Consider the following 22,249-nt stretch of genomic DNA (forward strand, 5'->3'; position numbering starts at 1 on the left):
AAGCGAGAACCAGTGTCGCGGTAAAATGACAATGCGGTATCGTAGCGTTGTAAAGCTTCCTCACGTCGGTCAAGGAACTGCAAAACATCGCCAATAGCTCTTAATGTATTAGCTTCCCCCAAGCGAGAACCAGTGTCGCGGTAAAATGACAATGCGGTATCGTAGCGTTGTAAAGCTTCCTCACGTCGGTCAAGGAACTGCAAAACATCGCCAATCGCTTTTAATGTATTAGCTTCCCCCAAGCGAGAACCAGTGTCGCGGTAAAATGACAATGCGGTATCGTAGCGTTGTAATGCTTCCTCACGTCGGTCAAGGAACTGCAAAACATCGCCGTACAGCTTGAGTAAATCACTGTAGAATTTTAATTCATCTGAATTTTCTGGCTGTTTCCACTCTTGATATAAACGCTCATATAATGTCAGACGGGCTGGATAGTAGTAATTTTTTCTTAAAAATTCGTCGCAGTTATCATGATTGTTTGCAGGATAATAAACGCTAGAAAAAGCCTGAACATATTCCCCAAGTTCACAGTGATGATGAAAAATTTCTAAATATTCCGCCACCTCATCCAGTTTATCTGTGGATAAAAGTTCCGGTTTCCGGTGTTGTTCGTAATAGGCGATGGTGCAACGATGCGCTTTTGGTGAAGAAGAGTTTTGCAAATAGCTTTGAATTAACGGTTGAAAATAAAACTTCCACACCCCTTGCTGTTTCTTCTCTTGTAACAGAGAACGTTTTGCTAGTTGTCGCAGTTCTACTTCTACCTGACTCTTCAGCTCATCTGGAAAAGAAGAGGCGAAACCTAACCCCCCAGTCTCCTTCCCTACTTGCGTTGGAGGAGAATTCAAAGCCTCTCTCCTCTTAGGAGAGAGGTTTGGAGAGAGGTTTTCCAAATCCTGTAAAGACATCGCCAGTGCTGCTGAACAGTCAAAGGGTAAGCGATATACACTTAAATCCCGCAACAGAGTTTGTAACCTGGGTTCTAGACGCTGAATACTGGCATCTAAAATTTTAGCAATACTCGCCTCTGGGTCATCTCGGTGCAAACCTAATATCTCGAAAATATCCTGTTTTAAAACACTAATATTCGCCTCTTCTCCCTCCTCAGCTTTCAGCAACCCCGCCACCAGCTTCAGCAACAAAGGATGTCCATCTACACCCTTGACAAATTCTGCTAAATTTGTATCTGAACCTGGAATTTCCAAAGCTTGCAACAACGCCACCCCTGCATCTGTGGAAAGTCCATCCAGTCGTAACCATTTACTTTGGTTTAGGGTATTGCTTGGTAGCGTCGGTTGTTCGCGGCTTGTCATTAAAATCTTACTTTCACTGCGAGAACCGAACCAACGCCTTAAAAAATCAGAATAAGCCTGATCCTGCCATTGTCCATCATCTTGCAGCAAAGTTTCCAGGTTATCCAACACCAGCAAATATCGTTCTGTTTGCAAACAATCACAAACCGCAATTAATAAATCTTCTGGTTTTTCCGGCGCTGGTTTCTCCAACTTATCCAATAGCCAGCGTCCCCACATAGCAAAAGGATAGGCATCACTAAAAGTTGCCCAAATCTGTTGGGGAAAACTCGCTGCTACTGTTTGAGATAATTTAGCAACTAACGCCGACTTTCCATAACCACCCGTAGCCGTTACACCAATTAAACGCAGATTATCTGAATGTAACCATTGCTGCATTTGGTCAAGTTCATGATTCCGTCCTTGCCAATAGCTAGTTTCTGGACGCAGTGAGTTAATAATCGGACTGTTAGCATTTGAATTTATCCGTTGCTCTACGGACGACTCCAGTCAAGACGGTGGTGAATTGTTATAATAGTTATTAGTTGTACTATTGCCAAATTGATTAGTATTGTTCTCACCTGTTTTAGTTTGATAATTCTGTCCACCATAGTTGTACTGATTCTGGCTGCTGTTATCTTCCAGACGATGAATATTGATTTCATCAGCAATTTTTTGGACATCTGTGGCAAAGTTACCGTCAGCGTTCATTACATCCAAAAGATAAATCGCTACTCGCTGTAACGCTTCTTGATTACCTTGTTCCACATCAGCTAAAGCATGATTAGCGCCACGATTACCACTGAGTTTTCTCCGAATTGTCTGATACAATTCGTCAATCTTCTTCAGTCCCGTCTCAGTAAACTTCTCGCCTAACTTACCTACACTCGACTCAAAGAACTTGCTAAAGGCAACATTTGCGATCGCTTGCGCCGCTGTTAAAGTAATAAGACCAACCATATCTGGTAAATCCTCAGACAATAGCTATATTTTATAGCGGCTCCCATTCAGAAACGGTACAACATTATATCGCCATGTGTAGGGGCACGGCAGTGCCGTGCCCTTACGGGTGTACCTCACGTAAACGAGAACCGCTATATATTTCGTTCTAAGAGTTTGATTACAGTTTTAAGTATCTAAATTCCCCAAACTTTTTAACACAAACGATAAAGACAAGGGGAATAACTACAGACCATTGCTCAAACTATTTATCTCTACGTACCAGCATTTGATAAGTTAGTACATAATCTGAAACAATAACAGTTAATACAAAGAGGGGATCACGTTGAGTCAAAATTCAGATGCTATAGCCCCCCACGGTGGACAGTTGGTTAACCGGATCGCCACACCAGAACAAAGAGCAGAGTTTCTCTCAAAAGCTGACTTTTTGCCGCGAGTGCAACTTGACGATCGCGCCGTTTCTGATGTAGAAATGATTGCGATCGGTGCTTTTAGTCCACTAACGGGTTTTATGAACCAGGAAGACTATGATCGCACTGTTACAGAAATGCGATTAGCTAACGGTCTTGTCTGGTCAATCCCGATTACACTATCAGTCAGCGAAGAAATAGCTTCTCGCCTGAAAGAAGACGACTTGATCCGTCTGGATAACCCCGCCGGTCGGTTTATCGGGGTTTTGCAACTCACGCAAAAATACCACTACGACAAAACCCGCGAAGCAATAAAGGTCTACCGCACTGATGATGCCAATCATCCAGGTGTACAGGTACTCTATAACCAAGGTAATGTACATCTTGCTGGCGATATTTGGCTACTGCAACGCCAACCTCATCCCCAGTTTCCCACCTACCAAATAGATCCGGCTGTCTCACGGCAAATGTTTCGAGAAAATGGTTGGAAAACCATTGTTGGTTTCCAAACTCGCAACCCCATTCATCGCGCTCATGAATATATTCAAAAGTGCGCCTTGGAAACAGTAGATGCGCTATTTTTGCACCCATTGGTAGGGGCTACAAAAGATGATGACATTGCCGCCGATGTACGGATGCGCTGCTATGAAATTTTGCTGGAACACTACTACCCTGATGACCGGGTGATTTTGGCAATTAATCCAGCCGCAATGCGTTATGCTGGGCCTCGTGAGGCAATTTTCCATGCTTTAGTCCGCAAAAACTACGGCTGTACTCACTTTATCGTCGGACGGGATCATGCCGGCGTTGGCGACTATTACGGCACTTACGATGCTCAGTATATCTTTGACGAGTTTGAGCCAAGTGAATTGGGCATTGTGCCGATGAAATTTGAACACGCTTTTTACTGCACGCGCACTAAGCAGATGGCAACGACTAAAACCAGTCCCAGTAAGCCAGAGGAACGTATTCATCTGTCGGGGACAAAAGTTCGGGAAATGCTGCGGCGCGGTGAGTTACCTCCACCAGAATTTTCTCGTCCTGAGGTCGCAGCAGAGTTGGCGCGGGCAATGCGAATACAAGTACCGGCTTAGGGCATTGGCATTGGGCATTGGGCATTAGTCATTAGTTATTAATTCTTCTCCCTTACTGCCTTACTCCCTCATCTCCCTCTGTCCCCTTGTCCTCACTCTTTGATCAACAAGCAAACAGCATAAACTGTAACTTTACAATACAGAGTTCAGGCCTGTAAGCTGCTAGCTAATGGGCTGAGGGCTGATAGCTAATTATGAAACGGCGCAGGTTTTTACACAGAATTGGCTCAATACTCGCGGTATTGGGGGTAACTGAAGCTGAGTGGTTGTCTTTGGGAAATCGCTATTATCAGGCTTTGGCACAACCCAGTCCGCGCAAGTTGGCATTGTTAATAGGTATCAACCAATACCCTAAAATTTCAGCCCTCAGTGGTTGTCTGACGGATGTGGAACTACAAAGAGAACTTTTGATTCATCGCTTTGGTTTCCAAGGGTCAGATATTTTAACCTTAACTGAGGAAGAAGCCAGCAGGGAATTCATTGAGGCGGCTTTTTTGGATCACCTGGGCAAGCAAGCTAAACCCGGTGATCTGGTTGTCTTCCACTTTAGCGGCTATGGCAGCCGTGTCAAATTGGAAACATCGCCAGATACAATGCAAAATGCTCTGGTGGCAGCCAATGTCAGTAAAAAATCACAAGATGAGAAAATAGTCAACTATATATTAGAAGAAACTATATTGCTATTATTGCGATCGCTCACCACAGACCGAGTAACAGCAGTATTGGATACTAGCTATTACGCTTTGAGCACAGTCTTAGGATTAAAAATTCGTGCCCTTCAGGAGTCAGTAGCAAAGCTAGCAACAGAGGAACTCGACTTGCTCAAACAACTTAAAACTCAGAAGTTACCCAGCACTCCGATTGTTTTAGCAGCTACCTCAAATCCAATGCAGTCGGCGAGGGAAGGACTCTTTTCTGGTTTTAGTGCTGGGTTATTTACCTATGCCTTGACGCAGTATTTGTGGGAATTCACCCCAGCCACCACAATTCAAGTCACCCTCTCTCATGTGGAAAATTCTTTAAACAAATTGGGTAGCAAACAGCAACCAGCATTATTAACTAATAAGAAAAATCAACATATAACGTCTCTAATGCCAGACGGTATCATTGGTGCAGAAGGCGCAGTTACAGCTATTGAAGAAGACGGCAAAACAGTCCATCTGTGGTTGGCAGGATTACCTCCACAAGTGCTGCTATACTACGGAGTGAATTCTCGATTAACCTTAGCAACAACAGAGCAATTAGTATTGCGATCGCGGACTGGGTTAACAGCAAAAGCGCAAATTTCCAAAATTGATAGTACAAATCCTCTACAAGTCGGGCAACTCGTCCAAGAAGCAGTCCGAGTTTTACCCCGAAATATTAATTTAACAATAGCTCTGGATACTGGATTGGAAAGAATTGAGCGGGTAGACGCTACAAGTGCCTTTGCCGCATTTCCTCGTGTGTCTACCGTAGTAGCAGGAGAAAAACCAGCTGATTATATATTTGCCAAGCTAGAGGAAATTGCTAGTCGTTATGGTCTATTTTCTCTTGGTGGCGAGCTAATTCCCAATACCACGGGGGAAGTAGGAGAAGCAGTCAAGTTAACAGTCCAAAGGTTAGCGCCAAAATTATCAACTCTGCTTGCAGCCAAGTTATGGCGACTTACAGAAAATCAAGGTTCTTCCCGCTTAGCTTTGAAGGCAACCTTAGAAATAATTAGTGACATATCGCCTCGCGTCGTCATGCAGCGCGAAACAGTACGAACTCTCAAAACTGAAACTTCAATTAAAAAATCACTCCCGACTGCGATTGTACCTATCGGTAGTCGAATGCAATATCGAGTGGAAAATCAAAGCGATCGCCCAGCATATTTAATCTTGCTAGGATTAAAAAATAATCAGACAGCAGTTGCTTTCCACTCTGAGGAAACCACCCAAGAACCAAACACTGCCGATACCAAGTCCCTCCTCAAAGAAGTCGTTATCCCCCCAGGTGAAACCCTCACCTTACCCCAAACTAATGCTGCTTTTGAATGGGTGATTTCAGAGCCAGCTTTCTTTTACGAACAACAACTAATTGTTGCTACATCTCCCTTTAGCGGAACTATTGCCGCCTTGAACACTGCTAAGTATTCCACAGCTGAACAAGGGCCGATTGGTCCATTGTTGAATTCCTTAGACGTTGCACAAGCCTTGTTACAAGACCTGCATAACGCCAGCGCCCTCAAAACGGAGATGAACGGCACAGCAGCCGATTCATATATTTTGAATGTAAATAATTGGGCAAGTCTTAGCTTTAGTTTTCAAGTAGTTTGATATTCTCCCACGGCTTGAAGACGTGGGATTCCCATAATCACTTATTGGGCTTCCTCTTCTTGCAACTCGGCTTATACCATTTTGGATTTTGGATTTTGCAGAAAGTCTGTAGACGCTTCTGCGGCTTCAGACGCCACTTGCTTCTCCCTACAGCCTTTTGGGCATCCTACGGCAGGCACTAGCCTCTCACGAATGGCAGAAGGAAAGACGCGCAAAAGGACAAGCCGGAAGACCCTTGACGCTCGATTACTCGCTACCGCTACGCTAACGGCAGTTCCTCATGGGGGAAACCCCCAGACGCTCGATGACTCGCTAACGCTGCGCTATCGCCTTTGGCGTCTCCCTTTGGGAGAAGACCGGATTGCCGACGCTCCTACGTCGCTCTAAGCGTACCCCTGCTCTTAAGCAAGCTACGCGCAGCGTTTCGTAAAGAAGCTATGCCGTAGGCTTTACGCTGCGCTAACACCAACGCAGTAGCTCAACTTTCCAAAACGGATTTTCGATTGGGAATTGCCTTGTGTGTCTAAGTTATGGTAGTCTAGTTGTCGCACTCTTTTTTCAAATTGGTATTACTTGGAGGGATTTCTCCACCCATGCAGAGGTCGATGTCTCCAGAGGCGAAAAACGCGTTACTAAAAGTATGAATTATAAACTATAAAATATCTCAATTAAATTCAGTCGTTAGCGGGAGGAGACTGAGAACAATATTTTTTATATTAGTAAATAAACCTTATCAACAACCTGCAAACAGCGTATGCCTCTTCATAAACTTGAACATTTTGACCCCAGTTATCGAGAAACTTTTGCTGGAGACGACATTAAAGCGCTAGAGCTTTATACTGAGGGAGGACAGAGAGTTGGCTCAGTGGCTGATGTTTTAGTTGATGACGATGGTCGTTTCCGGTATTTAATTATTGATACAAGCTTAGATTTTATTAGTAAGAAAATATTACTACCTATTGGTCTTTCCCGGATTGATTATTCTGCAAAACGCGTCTATGTTGATGGGTTAAGCAAGCAGCAAGTGGAAAATTTACCTGACCACAAAGAAGACGCGATCGTTGATAATGATTATGAAGAAAAGGTACGTAGTGTATTTCGTTCTTCAATCAGCAGTATGACTTATGATCGCGATACATACAATTACCAGCAAGAACCAGCTTTATACGGGTTGAATGAGCAAGATCATCAAACTTTTAAACTCTATGAAGAACGATTAATAGCTAACAAACAGCGCATCAAAACCGGTGAAGTAACGGTTGGTAAGCACATTGAAACAGAAACTGCACGCATTACAGTACCTATTCAAAAAGAACGAGTTTTGATTGAGCGAGTTGTGCCAACAGAAGCAGGAAAGGTTGTAGCTCCCAATGAACTTCAGTTCCAAGAAGGGGAAGTAGCACGCATAGAAGTGTACGAAGAAACGCCTGAGATACATAAAGAAGCGTTTGTGCGTGAAGAAGTGCGAGTTAAGAAAGTAGTAGAACGGGACACTGTGGAAGTACAAGATAGCATTCGTCGAGAAGAGTTAGATGTTGATACTGTTGGTAATTTATATCTGCAAGAAAATGATCCCACTACAGACGAAGCTGTTTAAGTAGCTGGTCAATAAATTTGTTTGATACATTTATCTGAAATAACTATGCAGGCAAAGTTAATTTTTATCTTTCTGTGCCTGTGTTTTTTTTCTTCAACAACAAGATTCCCGACTTCTTATAGAAGTCGGGAATCTCAGACTTTAAAAAATTTACATCTTCATAAACCGTGTAGAGATGCAAGATTTTGCGTTAACTCATCCCCCGGCTTCAAGCCGGGGGATTTCGAGTCATTAGTCATTAGTTATTAGTCATTAGTTGTTATACTTAATTTTTCGTGTTTAGTAATACTAATGACTAAGCGCAAAGTCTGAGCGGAGGTTTCCTCCGTTGACGTAGCCCGCCGTAGGCATCAGAACTTTGTAAGAGATTACCATTAACTAATGACCAAGACGACAAAGCGACAATTCCTCCCCTACCGTGAAGGAATGGGGCAACCGCAGTCGTCTTTTTGTGAGCATTTTAATATATCTGGCGAATTTCATGTACCAAGACGAGACATATTTTTACAATTTTTACAAAAGTGAGATTTTCCCAATTTCGCGTCTTTAGTTAGCCATATTCTTTTATATGCCATAGATAAAAAATATCTATAACTTTTGATTATTTAAGTTTGTCAATAATTCATTCGCCAGATGGAGGTAAAAAAGTCAATAAATGTCTAGTTTAGTTATTGGGAGATGACAAGAAAATTTTTGAGGTTAAATAAATATAATGGTTCTCTACAAACTAGAAGATTTTGAGCCTAGCTACCGCGATACGTTTGAAGGTCAAGATATTAAAGGGCTTGGGGTTTATACACAAGGAACTGATGAGAAAGTTGGCACTGTCAGCGATGTTTTAGTTGATGAGGAAGGTCATTTTCGCTATTTAGTTGTTGACTTAGGCTTCTGGATTTTTGGTAAAAAAGTATTACTACCAATTGGTCGTGCCCGTATTGATTATAATGTTGATCGCGTCTACACAATTGGCTTGACTAGAGAGCAAGCAGAAAATTTACCTGAGTTCGATGAACGCCAAACCCTTGATTACGACTATGAAGAACGGGTACGTGGAGTATATCGCCAACCCACAGACTACCCCCTACCTTTAAATACATCATTAGATGCATCATTACCATTGGAAGCGACAGCACCAGTGGATACAACTTATCAGCAGCCGGTTACGCCTACTTACGCCCGTGATAATTATACTTACGAAAATGAGCCTTCTTTATACGGGTTAAATGAGCAAGATAATCAAACTCTGAAATTGTATGAAGAACGGCTGATTGCCAGTAAACGACGCCAAAAAACTGGAGAAGTATCGATTGGTAAGCGTGTTGAGACTGATACTGCACGGGTTGCAGTGCCATTAGAAAAAGAACGAGTTGTGATTGAGCGTGTAACTCCAGCAGATGCAGGTACTGTCGCTTCTGGTCGCGAAGCAGATTTCCGTGAAGGCGAAGTTACTCGCATAGAACTCCATGAAGAAACTGCTGATGTTCGCAAAGAAGCATTTTTGCGTGAAGAAGTCAGAGTTAAAAAAGTGGTAGATCAAGAGACAGTTGAAACTCAAGAAACCGTGCGTCGTGAAGAGTTAGATGTGAATTCTGGTAATCTTCCGATTGAAGAACGCTAACCAACATATAGGACTCCTGTCTGATTCCTGAACAATATTTCAAATGAAACACTGAGAAAAAGGGGTTTTCAGTTTCAGTATGTTTTCAAAAATCAAATCGGAGTCCTATAGTTATTAGCTAAGAACTAATAACTAATTTGACAGAGTACAGGTGGGGCTGTTTAATTGGCTTTGCCTGTGCTTTTAAAAGCTCAAAATGAACAATACTTTTAATATAGCTAACTAGAAAGCAGTTCAGAAATTTTGCATGCATATGAATAGCCAACCGATGACAAAAAACATTGGACAGGCAAGTACGAAGACTCGCACTAGCACCTCACTGGCAGATTTGAAAGAGAAGGTGAAGAATTTTGTTGTCATCGATAGGCAAGGTCAGCTAGTAGGAATGGTTCATGATTTAATTGTTGATGCTAATCGTCGGCTAAACTTAGTTATATCTAACCAGGCGAATCAAGAAACTGTAGAATATGGTCAGCAGTTAGCCAATAAACATCCTTCTTTATTCCGATTGCAGAGCCAGAGAATAAAACAAATTCACAAGCCAACTAAATCTGTTTTCATAGACTTAAACAAATCAGAAATCGAGTATATGCCTGAATATTTAGAAACAGAAACACCAGGCGAGGGCACACTATCAGAAAGCTCAACTGAGCAACTAGCCAAGAATCAAACTACAAATAGTCCAGTTGAGCCAGTAAATTTAGAACAGGTTACCGAAGAACAGATTATTCGTCTAATAGAAGAACGACTGTTTGTTGAAAGCAGTAAGCGTAAAGTTGGTGAGGTGATTGTTCGCAAAGTAATTGAAACCCGGATGCTACAAGTTCCTGTCCGGCGTGAAAAGCTGATAGTTGAACAAATTAGCCCAGAACACAAACAACTCGCAGAAATTGATTTAGGACAAGGGGAAATTTCTGGCGTTGATTTGACCGAAGTAGAAAGACTTGAAGTTACACGTTTTGATAGCGGTTTAACGGTAAACGGCGAATTTAGCTCACCTAAAATTGCTAGTTTATTGTTAAATGCGATCGCACTAGAACAAAATCACGGATGTAAGCAGGTGCGAGTGACAATTGCAGTTGAAGATGAATCACGCCAGAAAAAATACCAAGAGTGGTTTGACCGCTGTTCTAAAGGTCAATCACTAAAGCCGGAAAAATAACTTTATAGAAGATAAATTAGTAGGGTGGGCATTGCCCACCCTATTTTTTTGCTAATTTAAGAAAAGAAAGTTGAAGTTTCCATTCCTTTGCGGGTAAGTGAAATGTCTCCAAAGCAACTTAATTTACAATACTAAGTACACGTCACCCTAAAAAAGGATCGGAAATTATGCGGCAATCGCGAGGTCACTTGGAGTAAGATTTTTGACGTCTTGGATCATTGAATCGTTACTGAGTTGGCTTGTTGCTCTATAGTAGTCAAAACTTCAAATCCGCTTTTAGTTGCAAAATTTACTGAGTGGTTGGGCGAGTTTGATTTCTGGGTGCTGTTGTAGATGATTAACCTGCGGGTCGGTTATTTCTGCTTCTCTGGGGGGAATTGGGGGTCAAAACTCCCACCGAATTGTGCCCTCTACCGAGAACGGCGCACCATAGTAAACGCTCCCACTATCGCCCTTTTCAAAATAATCAATATCAAATAGGTTTCTCACATTGAGGGCGGTGCGGAACTGACCCCATCTGTAAAAAATCGAGGCATCTGTCCGCAGATAGCCGGGGACTGTAAAAGTATTCTCTAAATCTGGTTGCCGTTCTCCCACGTAGAATAATCCCAAGCCTACGCCAAAGCCCTGCAACAAACCGCGCTGAAATTTATAGGTCGTCCACAGGTTAACGCTATTTTCAGGAGTATTAAATAGACGATTCCCCACCGGAAGAACATTGTCCTCGGTAAGTTTGGCATCGGTGTAGGCATAGCCTGCCAGAATGTTCCATCCCGGCAGAATCTCCCCAGCTACACTCAGTTCAATGCCTCAGCTGCGCTGCTCCCCAGTCTGAATCGAAAATGTATCTGGGGGTACACCTGGTCTGTTGTCAGGTGTCAACACTCCCGTACGAGTCAGGTTGTAGAAGGCAAGGGTTGCCGACAGACGGTACTAACAAGCTTGCGTCCCTACTTGATTGCTCTATTTCACCCAGGAGGGGAATTTTTCTAATTGTTCTTGATTGACTACTTACCGATACAATCGATTGGCTATGTTTCTCTTTTTTGGGTACTTCAGTCCCAGTGACACTGATTGTACCCCACAAACATATAGAACAAGTTACTAATATCAATTGCGATAAATGCTTTGGTTTCATTGGCTACTCCACACACTTGGCAAGACTAGAGAAATAATGCAGTTAATCTGAATGACAAATTGATTTAGCTTGTAGCTAATGAGGAAAACTTTTCAATATAGTTGAGAATACAGCATTTGAAAAAAATAGTGTTGTTGCAAACAGATTTGTTTTTGTTGCAAACGGATTTTTTTGTTTAAAACTGATTTTATATAGCAGTTGGGACATCAGTGAAAAAATAAATTATCAGAAAACCCTGACAAAACAATTCAAAATTCACTTAGGAAAAAATACTTAAAAACTTTAGTAAAAGGGACTAAAGACACTTCGAGTGAGCTTCAGTGCAGCGCTGGGGATTAGGTAATCAACTGAAAAATAATGTTCGGGGCTATTAAGCTGTTAAGCACCTAAGAAAGTACATTTAGACAGCAGGGAGTAGAGGGGCAGGGGAGAAGGATTGACGCTTTTTCTGCAAAATCAACGATATGCAAGTTAAATGGGTATTAGCTTACCCACAGCAAATTTTGGAATGTTTTCCCAGTTCCCAGGGAAAGGAGCGGCGTTCCTCCCTCCGCTAACGCTACGCTATCGCTCTTAGCGTCTCCCCTTGGGAGAAGACTCGCTACCGCTTCGCTAACGCCGCGACCAAGTTGAATCATGTCTGCAACACCGCCTAAAACTAATGACGGTAATTGCTCGGTGTCATGCCCACATGCCGCTTGAACGCATGGCAAAACTGACTTGGACTGGCATACCCCACACAATGGGCAACCTCTGCAATACTCAAATTGCGATCGCCTAACAATTGCTGGGCTTGCTGCATCCGACAAGTCTGCAAATAGCCAAACACTGTGGTGCCAAACAGGTGTCGAAAACCATGCTTGAGCTTGAAATCATTCAGCCCTACAAGTCTTGCCAACTCAAGCAACGAGGGAGGATGTTCAAGCGTTCGCTGAAGAATCGCTTTTGCTAGATGCAGTTTTTCAACATCCCTTGGGCGAAAGCTCAGGGTTGAAGAGGATAATTTTTCCTTCCCAAACAGTTGATGAAACTGCAACACTAGTAGTTCTAGTGCCTTACTTTCCAAATACATCCGCTTGAACGATCCTTGATACGGACAGTTAAGAATCTGCTGGAGTGCCTGTTGTATGGCTGGTGTGCTTTTATACAGAGTTTGATGAAAGCTTTGTGCTGACTTCCCCTCAATTAACAATTGCACTAGAGACGGGGCATTGTCCCAGGTCATCCCAAACGATCGCAACCGCTCTAAATTGATCTGAATTGATACATCCTTTAGGGGTTGTTCGGCTGGGAAATACTCAATTGATCGCGCCTCTTTGATGTAGCAAAGGCAAGTTTCACCCCTGGTTTCTGCTCGATCTTCTTCCAGCTCAATACCGGGGTTGATGATGCGGCGATCGCCCGCTAAATAGAAATTGGATAACAGCACCCCCTCGCCTATGCAATGATAGTCCAGATGCAGGGGTCGCCAATATTGACACATTGTAATGCTAATGCTTAGTCCCGGATGCAGATCGATTATCCGAGTCTCCCCCTGCCCCAGATGCTTCGGAATGGTCTGTCGTAGCTCAATATCATTGTACTGCCAAGAGACCTCACCGCACTCATCGGCTTCATCCCAGAGCGCATCATATTCTGTCTGAGCGATTGTCCGTGCTATGTCTAGTGGCATGGTGGCAATTTTACTAGGCAAAGGAAAATCAATTCAGTCGAATCATAGATTTTTTAATAAATATTTGCAATAACCATATTATTCGACACCGATTTCTTGGTGAGAAAGTTACGGTGAGTATTGTACTTTTAGCAGGCAGTTTAAAATTCAACTAGTAGCGATCGCTTGCTTCACATTCAGAGCGATCGCCGAAGGTCAAGATCATAAAAATCGATATCTAAGAAGCGATCGTCCACTAGTTCAACACCATCCACTTGTACTTGTCTAGTATTACTAGCAGCTACAGAAAAGTTGTTGCGAATCTGCCAGTTATCACTAAATTTGTGCGACTTGAATCGATTGGGGAATGCTCCTCTGTCACCACCAACTCAATCGGCTCATCCTGCTGTGCTGATGGTGTTTCACTTTGAATTTAAACTTCATTAATTTGATCACAGGTTTGACAGCTTATACTTATTTGCCGAAAAAACCATCTATTGATATTTACCCAAAAGACTTACCTGCATTACCTCCTGCCATTTTTTAGTTCCGTCGAACTCACGTTAAAATTATTGCCCGTACTGCGATTTGTGACTTGCAGTTGAGTCCCAAATGGAATCTCTAAAATTACCTCCACACCTTTAGGAGTGGGATTGGCTTTAACAGATGTTATTGGTACAACTTAAGTTGCTCTTCCTGGGATTGCTGCTGGCGACTGTACTAGCATTTGGGCGCTAGTGCTATGACGCTCTTGATCGCTAAGTTGGCGAATCTATCTAAGTACACGTCACCGCAAAAAGGGGTCGGAAATAGAGGAAGATATTTTTTATAGGGTGGCAGGAGAAAGCAGAATATGCTTTCTCCATATCTCAAGTATCCGGATTGAAATAACTGGAGGGCAACAAGAGATATTGAACAGTCAGTTGCGTAAGTCAACAACCCCTGTAGGTTTAGCAAAACGCGCCCGTGCAATATTAATGTTGGCATCAGGGGAAAGATTCAGTAAAACAAGTCTTTATCTAGGAATGGGAGAACGTCACCTGAGAAAGTGGGCAAGAAGGTTTAGAGAGCAAGGTATCGAAGGATTGTATGATGGCAAACGACCGGGAAGACCCCCGGTTTCTTTCCCCTCAAGTTGCATTGTACTTAGTCAAGATCGCCTGCGAGCGTGCTGATATGATGGAGCGTTCTTTAACGAGCGTGGGATTGTACAGAATTAGCGCGTCAAGTCATAACAGCTTCCATAGTTGTGGTATTTTCGCTTCTACTGTACGGCGAATTTTAAACAGCAATAAACTAAAACCTTGGCGGCATCATTTGTGGTTATCACCAAAAGCCCCAAGAGATGAAGCGTTTGTTAAAAGTATCAAAGAAATTAGTTCTTTATACACTCGACCATTGAAAGAGAATGAAATGGTATTGTAATGAAATTTCGACTGAAGAGACTTTTATCCAAGAAACGACAGCATCTGATCCCACCTGTTCAGATTCAAGTTCGAGATGGAAAGTTTGAGATTATGGGTATGGGTGCATGGCATTCCTACTGGCGCGATCCCTACCATCTGCTGCTAAGGATTCCCTGGATTGGCTTTCTGTTCCTAATTTGTGCTTTCTATGTAACTATTAATGCTCTATTTGCCCTAGCTTACTTGATAGGAGGAGATTGTATTGCCAACGCCCGACCTGGCTCTTTTTTAGATGTTTTTTTCTTTAGCGTGCAAACTCTAGCATCCATCGGCTATGGAGCAATGTATCCTAAAACAACTTACGCTAACATTATTGTCACGATTGAAGCAATGATCGGTTTGGTAGGAATTTCTGTGATGACGGGACTAGCGTTTGCTCGGTTCTCCCGACCCACAGCTCGTGTGCTCTTTAGCCGTGTAGCAGTTATTACATCTCATGAGGCGATGCCAACTCTCATATTTCGTACCGCTAATCAGCGTCGGAATATGATTCTGGAGGCGCAGATGCGAGTCTACTTGATGCGCGACGAAGTAACCCAAGAAGGGCAGTTTATGCGTCGGTTCTACGATCTCAAACTGCTAAGGAACCAAACACCTAGCTTCACGTTAAGCTGGTCAGTAATGCATGTCATTGATGAGTTTAGTCCTCTATATGGGATGACAGCAGAATCGTTAACCCAGACAAATACTATGCTGATCATCTCTTTGAGTGGCATTGATGAAACGGTTGCACAGGTCGTCAATGCCCGTCATAGCTATAGTGCTAATGAAATATTGTGGAACAATCAATTTGTCGATATCTTCCACCACACACCCGATGGAAATCGCTACATTGATTACAATCGCTTCCACGATGTTTTACCTTTAGATGAAATGCTTTGAATGCCTGAAAGTTACTCGGAAGTCTGATTGAGTGGTGGTTGTAAGGGTTTAACCACAACCCGACCATTTTCAACTACAGTGCAACTTTTAACCATGCTCTTGCTGTGGTTAACTGGCACATCCTGGCACTGCTTTTGGTGGGAGATATTTTGCTCTTGTTTTTGATTGAGGACGACAACACAACAGGGGCAGGAGGAGGAGGACATATAAAATATTTTGATCTCTATATCTATTATCGCCCTACTGTTGCTGTTTGGCTGAAAAATTTGCTACCCATGTGTTTTGATAATTCAGGACAATCAGTCTAGCATCCCGAAATTTAATTCAGTGCCGATTATTGCCTATGTGCGAAACTATGGATGTAAATACTTGCTTTATTGTGCTTGTAGCCTGTTTGATATATCTAAATTAAGTAAACAGGAAAGCGGTTATAGATCCCGCTCCGCTTTCCTCCCTGCCCAAACTTGTTTGGCAGGGTTAGACAGTGGGTTTTTCTAATGAAAAAATTTTTGAGATACTTGGGTTTAGGTTTGCTATCTACGTTTTTGACTGCTACTCCTGGATTGGGAGCTCAACGCATTAGCTTTTATTACCCTCCCTTCGGCGAATTCTACTTATCCGTGAACTCGCTAGAAACCTTTGCTAAAGAAGGCAAAATCGATAAAGACTTTTCATTTTATGCTAATCGTGCTAATCCTCAACAACTCGCTCAACTGCGGGATCTGCTCCAGCAACGCTTCAATGTCACTCCTACACTAGTATCTCAAGTTACCTACTCACCGATCGGAGAGGAGGTGGTGCAACAACTGGGAAAATTACTCCTCACTGAGTCTCGAAAAAATGGCTTCTATGCCATACGTGCCTCTTTGATTTTGGCTGCTGCTGATCAACAGGGTTTAACGGTTGTGAATTTGCTGCGGAAATTTCCTAGCAATACTATCCGGGTGAATTTTACAGAGGGGTTAAGGATAGTCGATGACTTGTCACAATTGATCAAAAAAAAGGATGAAGTTTTTGCCTCTCTTCAAAAAGAAGCGATCGCTCAAGCAGCCAATTCAACAATTGACTTCTCAAAACAGCCAGATTTGCGATCGCCAGGAAAATTCCGCTGGCAGAAAAAAAGCCTAGAGCTAAATGACATTTCTCGCAATCGCCGTCTACCCGTAGATATCTATCTGCCGCAAGCAGCTTCACCAAGTACTAAAGAACTGTCTTCGCCTCCCTTTCCCCTGATTGTAATTTCTCATGGTCTCGCCTCAGACCGCTCTACCTTTGTTTACCTAGCTGAACATCTAGCATCCTATGGTTTTGCTGTTGCTGTATTGGAACACCCTGGTAGTAATGCCCAACGCTTTCAGCTATACTTTGCAGGTTTGGCAGGGGCACCAGAACCAGCAGAATTTATCAACCGACCTTTGGATATCAAGTATCTCCTCAATGAACTCCAGCGTCTAGAAAAATCCGATCCTACCCTCCAAGGGAAACTCAATTTTCAGCAAATTGGGGCGATCGGTCAGTCCCTTGGTGGTTATACTGTTTTGACTCTAGCAGGAGCAAATATTAACTTTAGGCAACTACGTCAAGACTGTAATCCCAATAATTCATCCTTTAATTTGTCGCTCTTTTTGCAGTGTCAAGCAACTAAGTTACCACCAATAAATTACGAACTCAAAGACGATCGCATCAAGGTGATCATGGCGATTAATCCCATTGACAGCTCAATTTTGGGTAAAAGCGGAGTCAGTCAAATTAAAATTCCGGTAATGCTGGTAGCAGGTAGTCAAGATATTTTCGCCCCACCCGTATTTGAGCAAATTCGCCCTTTTACCTGGCTTTCTGACTCCAATAAGTATCTAGCTTTAATTGAAAACGCTACTCACTTTTCGGCGATCGGCGAACCTACTTCTCAAAATGATGTCTTACCTGTGCCATCTGCCTTGCTGGGCCCTGATCGGGCTGCTGTTTATTCCTATCTCAACGCCCTGAGTCTAGCTTTTATGGAAACCCATCTCCTCAATCGCTCTGAATACCGCTCCTATTTGCAGCCATCCTACGCCACATTTATCAGTAAACAGCCGCTTAATCTCAGTATTTTACAGTCGTTGTCAGCAGATCAATTCAATCAAATTTGGAATGGCTCAATTCCCCAGTCAGCCAAACCATCAAAACCTCAACCTACCCCTACCCCACCTTAGTTAGAGTGGTTCTCAATAGCATGGAATACAGAAAGGAGCCTACAAATCTGTTAGCAGCCTTGCTTTCGCGAAGCCAACAAGATTAAGGTTTAAGGTGAGCCATAGCCTAAGTCTAAATAACAATTAAGTAAGTGAGCAAAAATAAATCAAACTATGTTAGGCAATGTAAAAATTAATTTGGCTCGTAATAAGCGGCTCTAGCCATTAAGAACATAAAGGCGTCAATCGCCAGAATTCTCTTGCTTGTATTGGAGTGCGACTGGTGAGGGATGAAGTTGTTGCCTCTCTTCAAAAAGAAGCGATCGCTCAAGCAGTCAATTCAACAATTGACTTCTTAAAACAGCCAGATTTGCGATCGCTAGGAAAATTCCGCTGGCAGAAAAAAGCCTAGAACTAAATGACATTTCTCGCTCACGCCGTCTACCCGTGGATATCTATTTATCTGAAGCAGGTTCACAAAGCCAAGGAGAAGCGCCCTTTTCCCTGGTTGTACATTTCTCACGGTGTTGCTTCAGATTGCTCTACCTTTGTTTACCTGGTTGAACATCTAGCATCCTATGGTTTTGCCGTTGCTGTACTAGAATGCCCTGGTAGTAATGCCGAACGTCACTTCTTAGGTAAATTCAATTATCAAACGAGGTAATGAAAAGTTTGGTTTACCATCATGCCCAAGCGACCAAAACAAAACTCTGACCACACAAGGGGAAAACGTTGACTGTAACGCAGTTCGTGAACTTTTGTAAACAAAGGGTGTCTTCTGCGAAAAACTTATGAGCCGAACTGATAACTCAATAGACACTACGCTGTCCAATTATCAGGCAGGATTTTTTTATGAAGTTTTGTAAATATCTGGCTAGCTCTGCATAACACTTGTACGCCCAACGTAGAGTAAGCAGGTACTAGGTTGACGAACTTCAATAGTAAACAAGTAATAATTGTAGGTGAAAGTTCAACATGAAAAAAGTGTTTGCATTAATTGAAAAAGAATTAGCCAAATTTGCTCAATTATCCTTCTTTGAGTTTTTACGGAATAAAAGCATTAATCCTATACAAAGATTATCTTTTGCACTTTTTGTAATAGTATATGGAGATTTAAACAAGTTTGTTTGGTTAGAAGAACCAATAGTTAACCCAATTCAAGATATTGTTAACAAACAAATACCTGAAGAAGAGAATCATTGGATATGGTTTTTAAAAAATTTAGACTACTTAGATTTTAACCAATTTTTAAATTTCACTGACTCTTTAAAATTTAATTTGAGTGATCAGACACTGATTTTTAGACAAACAATTTATGAACTATATTGGCGAACTTTTCAAGTTAATCCCATTTACAAGCTAGTAGCTATTAAGTCGATAAAATCCATCTCGAATATTTTTTTCTCAATAACTGCACGAGTCACTCAAGAATTAAAAGTTTTTACTAATCGAGAGTATCCGTATTTTGGAAATCCTCATTTACTCGCTGAAAATGACCATAGTGTTCATTCTTATCAAAAAAAAGAATTTATTGCAAGTATGCATTTAGCAGAAGATATTCACAAGCAAGCCTGTGAATTAGTTAATAAAATTTTTGAATTATTTACAGCCTTGATAGATATGCTTGTTAATTTTGCTGAAGAATATAAGATTAAACAATTATTAACCAAGAGTTTCGGAGGCTCCGACTACGCTCAATTACCCCTTAGTGTTCTACTTATGTAACTCTCTTCTCTACGAGACGCTGCGCGTAGCTTGCTTCGACCTAGGAGTACAATGCATGAATTTTGAATTTGGAATTATTAAAGTAGTTCTCAATGGTGTGGAATACAGGAAGTAGCCTACAAATCTGTTAGCAGCCTTGCTTTTCTCAGAATAAATGTTAGTAGGGTTTCTTTTTTAGAAATGATTTCAGCTGTAACTTCCATCCCTGCTTGAATCGGATAGGATTTATCTCTCCTTTTTAAATAAAGTCTCTCTGCTTCAATTGTTACTTCATAGTAAGGCGGAGTTGGAATGTTGCTATTACTTTGAGAGGTAATGGCGTCGGCACTAATACCTCTAACAGCACCTTTGAGGATGCCATAATCTGGGTATGGATAGGCAGAAAGCCGCATTTGTACTTCCCCCTCTGGACATTTTGTTACTTGTACGACTTTACACACCTTCACTTTGCTAATATCAGCAGCAGCAACACGGGCTTTGATGACGAGAGGGGCATTGTTGGGAGCAATTTGAGCGATCACATCTCCAGGACGGACAACTTGCCCAGCATTTCTTAAATCTAGTTTAAGAATAGTACCTGCCTCTGAGGTACGAATTACAGTTTTTTGCAGTTCTGTAAAGACTTGTTTGAGTTCTTGTTGAGCGTTGCTAATTTGATTTTGGATTTCAACTTGACGCCTGATGATTTCCTCTTTCTCTTTGTTTAATTGAGCGAGGGTAGATTCGCCCTTTGTCAATTCTTGGGCAATGCGTTCTTGTGCGATCGCCACATTAGCATCACTGGGATTGAGTGCAGCTTTAGCGTTTTCGAGTCTAGCAGTAGCAGCTTTAAAAGCTTGTTCTTTTTCTTTAATTTCGAGATCAGCAATTGCTCCTGTATTTCCCAGCTGCTCATATCCCTTGAGTTGCTGTCTAGCTAATTCAACACTAGCTTCTAATTCTTGTACTTCTGTCTGAGTAGTGATTTTTTTATCTTTGTAGTCTCTTTGATTGCGACTGAAGTCTGCTTTTGCAGATGCGATCGCCTGTTGCATTGCATTGGACTCAGCACTCATTTGAACTTTTAGCGCTTTGAGTTGTGCATCGATTTGCGCTTGTTGTAACTTATTCTGCTGTATATTTCCGATTATTTGGCTTTTTTTACTTTGCAATTGAGAGTTGTCGAGCAGTGCGATCATATCTCCCTTTTTCACAATCTGATTTTCTTTCACCTTGATGTTTATAACTGTTCCCTCAGCTGCTGCTTGCACTAACCGTATTTCTCCGGTTGGACGGACGGTAGCATCAGCCTTCACTATTATGTTGTATTGAATGACACTAGCAAGACCGAAGCCAGCGCCAATACTTCCAATCAAAAATATCCCTCCCAACCTTGTCCATATGCTGACTGGCGGAAGATACTCGTCGTTTTCGACTAGGCGGAGAAAGTCTGGTTGAGGGTCAATGAGCATGAACGCTAAAAAACATTTTGGTTGTGTAAATAATCTAGCAAAAAAATCTACCTTGCGTTAGCGGAACGACCAAAATTTAGGGATATCCAAAAAATGAAAGCTCTCTTCTGTTTCAATGAGATTCTTTGCAAAAATCCCATAATTTTAGCGTTTTTGCCCTCCAGGGCAAAAGCGACAGCTTTTGCTTTTATTACTGATAAGTGCCTTAATGCATGTATTTTAGTATGTAAATACGAGGTTTCTATACAGTTAAGTATAAATAACAATTAGCGCATTTTAGTCGGAATACTAAATCTTTATAATTCTTATCTAAAATTTTATCTATTCTTTATTTTTTTATAAACATTTTGTATAATGAATGAAAGCTTTTTCCCCATTAATCAATAATTAAGCAATTTCAGCGTTTTTATATTAAAAGAAATTATATTTATTCAGATTGTTGCTGTATAAAATTATTTGAAACATTAGATTGCTACATAAAATTACTTATTCCCAAATGTAGAGTACGAATTTTGAGTTTTAGAAATTCATTTAAGTAGAATTTGTATAAAAATATAGTGTATTTGATTTTTTATATCTTTAATTACTAGCATTATCGTTACATTACCAGTATTAATACGTAATAAGTTTAACCTATAATTTATTTGACAAAATTCAGCTTTTAGATTGCCATATTTATATCAACATATATATTGACGCTTGCAATTTTTTGATAAATCAGAACTTACTTCTAATTAAATTTGTATAAAGAATAACTATGTAGTATCTGTACTCAAGAGATGTAATACATATTTCTTAAAAAATTAGTTGCTTGACCTGTAGAGCAAGAGTCGTATAATACTTTTAGCGGCACGGAAGAAGTAACTAAATATACTATTTATGTTTATATTTATTATATTTATATATTTTGAAGTGACGTGATAATCCCAACAATTAAGCGAGAACTAACGATTATGGAAAGCACATTGTTCACGACATTAACCCCCAACGAAGAAGCTAATCTCTCTGGTGGTAACGCCCCCAAGAAAGATCCCACCAATGTAACAGCGCTCTTGTTATTCCTGACCAAAAATACTGCCACAGCTACCAACACCGTTACTCAAACAGCCACTGGCGGTGCTGGCGGCAACGGTGGTGCTATCACTGTAGGCGGCGGCAAAGACTCACCAGTTGTACTCATTGGCGTCAAACTCAGCTCCAACGGTGGAAATGGTGGAAACGCAAGCAACACCTCGAATAATGCCGTAGGTGCATCAGCTGGTTAGGTATAATCTTATGTTGCGCTGCTCTAGCGCAGCTTGTTCTTTGTAACTATCAAACTAAGCCTAA

The 22,249-nt window shown here is 41.6% G+C and carries 19 protein-coding genes and 2 pseudogenes; 15 read left to right on the forward strand and 6 right to left on the reverse strand.

Annotated features, from left to right (window positions below):
* Both V7L29_RS23780 and V7L29_RS23785 read right to left on the reverse strand, forming a co-directional pair.
* Window positions 1–1,691: tetratricopeptide repeat protein (locus tag V7L29_RS23780; RefSeq protein ID WP_334736992.1), on the reverse strand; the 1,691-nt coding region annotated here is incomplete at its 3' end.
* A 111-nt stretch (window positions 1,692–1,802) separates the two neighbouring features.
* Entirely contained in the window at window positions 1,803–2,252 is a 450-nt protein-coding gene (locus V7L29_RS23785) for a hypothetical protein (RefSeq protein WP_334736993.1), read from the reverse strand.
* A gap of 325 nt (window positions 2,253–2,577) precedes the next feature.
* On the opposite strand from V7L29_RS23785, the gene sat reads away from it, so the two are divergent.
* The 6 genes from sat to V7L29_RS23815 all read left to right on the forward strand — a co-directional run bounded on the left by sat (window position 2,578) and on the right by V7L29_RS23815 (window position 10,433).
* Window positions 2,578–3,756, forward strand: a complete 1,179-nt coding sequence (sat, locus tag V7L29_RS23790; RefSeq protein WP_334736994.1) for a sulfate adenylyltransferase — start codon at window positions 2,578–2,580, stop codon at window positions 3,754–3,756.
* Window positions 3,757–3,950: 194 nt separating this feature from the next.
* The gene (locus tag V7L29_RS23795) at window positions 3,951–6,056 is read left to right on the forward strand and encodes a caspase family protein (protein ID WP_334736995.1); all 2,106 of its coding nucleotides are present in this window, start codon (window positions 3,951–3,953) and stop codon (window positions 6,054–6,056) included.
* An 81-nt stretch (window positions 6,057–6,137) separates the two neighbouring features.
* Window positions 6,138–6,443, forward strand: a complete 306-nt coding sequence (locus V7L29_RS23800) for a hypothetical protein (protein ID WP_334736996.1) — start codon at window positions 6,138–6,140, stop codon at window positions 6,441–6,443.
* Window positions 6,444–6,810: 367 nt separating this feature from the next.
* Window positions 6,811–7,653: a DUF2382 domain-containing protein gene (locus V7L29_RS23805; protein WP_334736997.1), complete on the forward strand. Its 843-nt coding sequence runs from the start codon at window positions 6,811–6,813 to the stop codon at window positions 7,651–7,653.
* A 712-nt stretch (window positions 7,654–8,365) separates the two neighbouring features.
* Window positions 8,366–9,271 (forward strand): DUF2382 domain-containing protein, encoded by a 906-nt coding sequence (locus V7L29_RS23810; RefSeq protein ID WP_334736998.1) that lies wholly within the window; start codon window positions 8,366–8,368, stop codon window positions 9,269–9,271.
* A 268-nt stretch (window positions 9,272–9,539) separates the two neighbouring features.
* On the forward strand, window positions 9,540–10,433 hold the full coding sequence (locus tag V7L29_RS23815; RefSeq protein WP_334736999.1) for a DUF2382 domain-containing protein: 894 nt from the start codon (window positions 9,540–9,542) through the stop codon (window positions 10,431–10,433).
* A gap of 384 nt (window positions 10,434–10,817) precedes the next feature.
* Here the strand turns inward: V7L29_RS23815 and V7L29_RS23820 are convergent.
* Window positions 10,818–11,363 (reverse strand): annotated as a pseudogene (locus V7L29_RS23820) (TonB-dependent siderophore receptor); the annotation flags it as partial.
* An 866-nt stretch (window positions 11,364–12,229) separates the two neighbouring features.
* The gene (locus V7L29_RS23825; RefSeq protein ID WP_334737000.1) at window positions 12,230–13,243 is read right to left on the reverse strand and encodes an AraC family transcriptional regulator; all 1,014 of its coding nucleotides are present in this window, start codon (window positions 13,241–13,243) and stop codon (window positions 12,230–12,232) included.
* Between the two features lie 421 nt (window positions 13,244–13,664).
* Here V7L29_RS23825 and V7L29_RS35600 point away from each other — a divergent pair.
* From V7L29_RS35600 to V7L29_RS23835, 4 genes and pseudogenes are all read left to right on the forward strand, one after another.
* Window positions 13,665–13,769 (forward strand): annotated as a pseudogene (locus tag V7L29_RS35600) (IS982 family transposase); the annotation flags it as partial.
* Between the two features lie 286 nt (window positions 13,770–14,055).
* The gene (locus tag V7L29_RS35605) at window positions 14,056–14,397 is read left to right on the forward strand and encodes a helix-turn-helix domain-containing protein (RefSeq protein ID WP_442944247.1); all 342 of its coding nucleotides are present in this window, start codon (window positions 14,056–14,058) and stop codon (window positions 14,395–14,397) included.
* Window positions 14,312–14,647 carry a hypothetical protein gene (locus V7L29_RS23830; RefSeq protein WP_334737001.1) on the forward strand — a complete coding sequence of 112 codons (336 nt, stop codon included), beginning with the start codon at window positions 14,312–14,314 and terminating at the stop codon, window positions 14,645–14,647. Before V7L29_RS35605 ends, V7L29_RS23830 begins: the two co-directional genes overlap by 86 nt.
* Complete coding sequence (locus tag V7L29_RS23835; RefSeq protein WP_334690110.1) at window positions 14,647–15,570, forward strand: ion channel; 924 nt, start codon at window positions 14,647–14,649, stop codon at window positions 15,568–15,570. The genes V7L29_RS23830 and V7L29_RS23835 overlap by 1 nt, the downstream gene beginning before the upstream one ends.
* 11 nt (window positions 15,571–15,581) lie before the next feature.
* On the opposite strand, the gene V7L29_RS23840 is transcribed toward V7L29_RS23835, so the two are convergent.
* Window positions 15,582–15,776 (reverse strand): hypothetical protein, encoded by a 195-nt coding sequence (locus V7L29_RS23840; RefSeq protein WP_334690111.1) that lies wholly within the window; start codon window positions 15,774–15,776, stop codon window positions 15,582–15,584.
* A gap of 291 nt (window positions 15,777–16,067) precedes the next feature.
* Between V7L29_RS23840 and V7L29_RS23845 the strand changes: the two genes are divergently transcribed.
* The 4 genes from V7L29_RS23845 (at window position 16,068) to V7L29_RS23860 (ending at window position 19,469) form a co-directional block, all read left to right on the forward strand.
* Complete coding sequence (locus V7L29_RS23845; protein ID WP_334737002.1) at window positions 16,068–17,765, forward strand: alpha/beta hydrolase; 1,698 nt, start codon at window positions 16,068–16,070, stop codon at window positions 17,763–17,765.
* A 262-nt stretch (window positions 17,766–18,027) separates the two neighbouring features.
* A complete protein-coding gene (locus V7L29_RS23850; protein ID WP_334690113.1) occupies window positions 18,028–18,156 on the forward strand; it encodes a hypothetical protein in 129 nt (42 codons plus the stop codon).
* A gap of 6 nt (window positions 18,157–18,162) precedes the next feature.
* Window positions 18,163–18,408, forward strand: a complete 246-nt coding sequence (locus V7L29_RS23855; protein ID WP_334690114.1) for a hypothetical protein — start codon at window positions 18,163–18,165, stop codon at window positions 18,406–18,408.
* 311 nt (window positions 18,409–18,719) lie between these two features.
* Window positions 18,720–19,469 carry a hypothetical protein gene (locus tag V7L29_RS23860; protein WP_334737003.1) on the forward strand — a complete coding sequence of 250 codons (750 nt, stop codon included), beginning with the start codon at window positions 18,720–18,722 and terminating at the stop codon, window positions 19,467–19,469.
* A gap of 116 nt (window positions 19,470–19,585) precedes the next feature.
* Here the strand turns inward: V7L29_RS23860 and V7L29_RS23865 are convergent, their stop codons facing one another.
* On the reverse strand, window positions 19,586–20,920 hold the full coding sequence (locus tag V7L29_RS23865) for an HlyD family efflux transporter periplasmic adaptor subunit (RefSeq protein WP_334690116.1): 1,335 nt from the start codon (window positions 20,918–20,920) through the stop codon (window positions 19,586–19,588).
* A 953-nt stretch (window positions 20,921–21,873) separates the two neighbouring features.
* Here V7L29_RS23865 and V7L29_RS23870 point away from each other — a divergent pair.
* Window positions 21,874–22,185, forward strand: a complete 312-nt coding sequence (locus V7L29_RS23870) for a hypothetical protein (protein WP_334690117.1) — start codon at window positions 21,874–21,876, stop codon at window positions 22,183–22,185.
* Window positions 22,186–22,249: the final 64 nt, after the last annotated feature.

This window comes from Nostoc sp. (assembly GCF_036916575.1).
Classification (GTDB): domain Bacteria; phylum Cyanobacteriota; class Cyanobacteriia; order Cyanobacteriales; family Nostocaceae; genus Nostoc.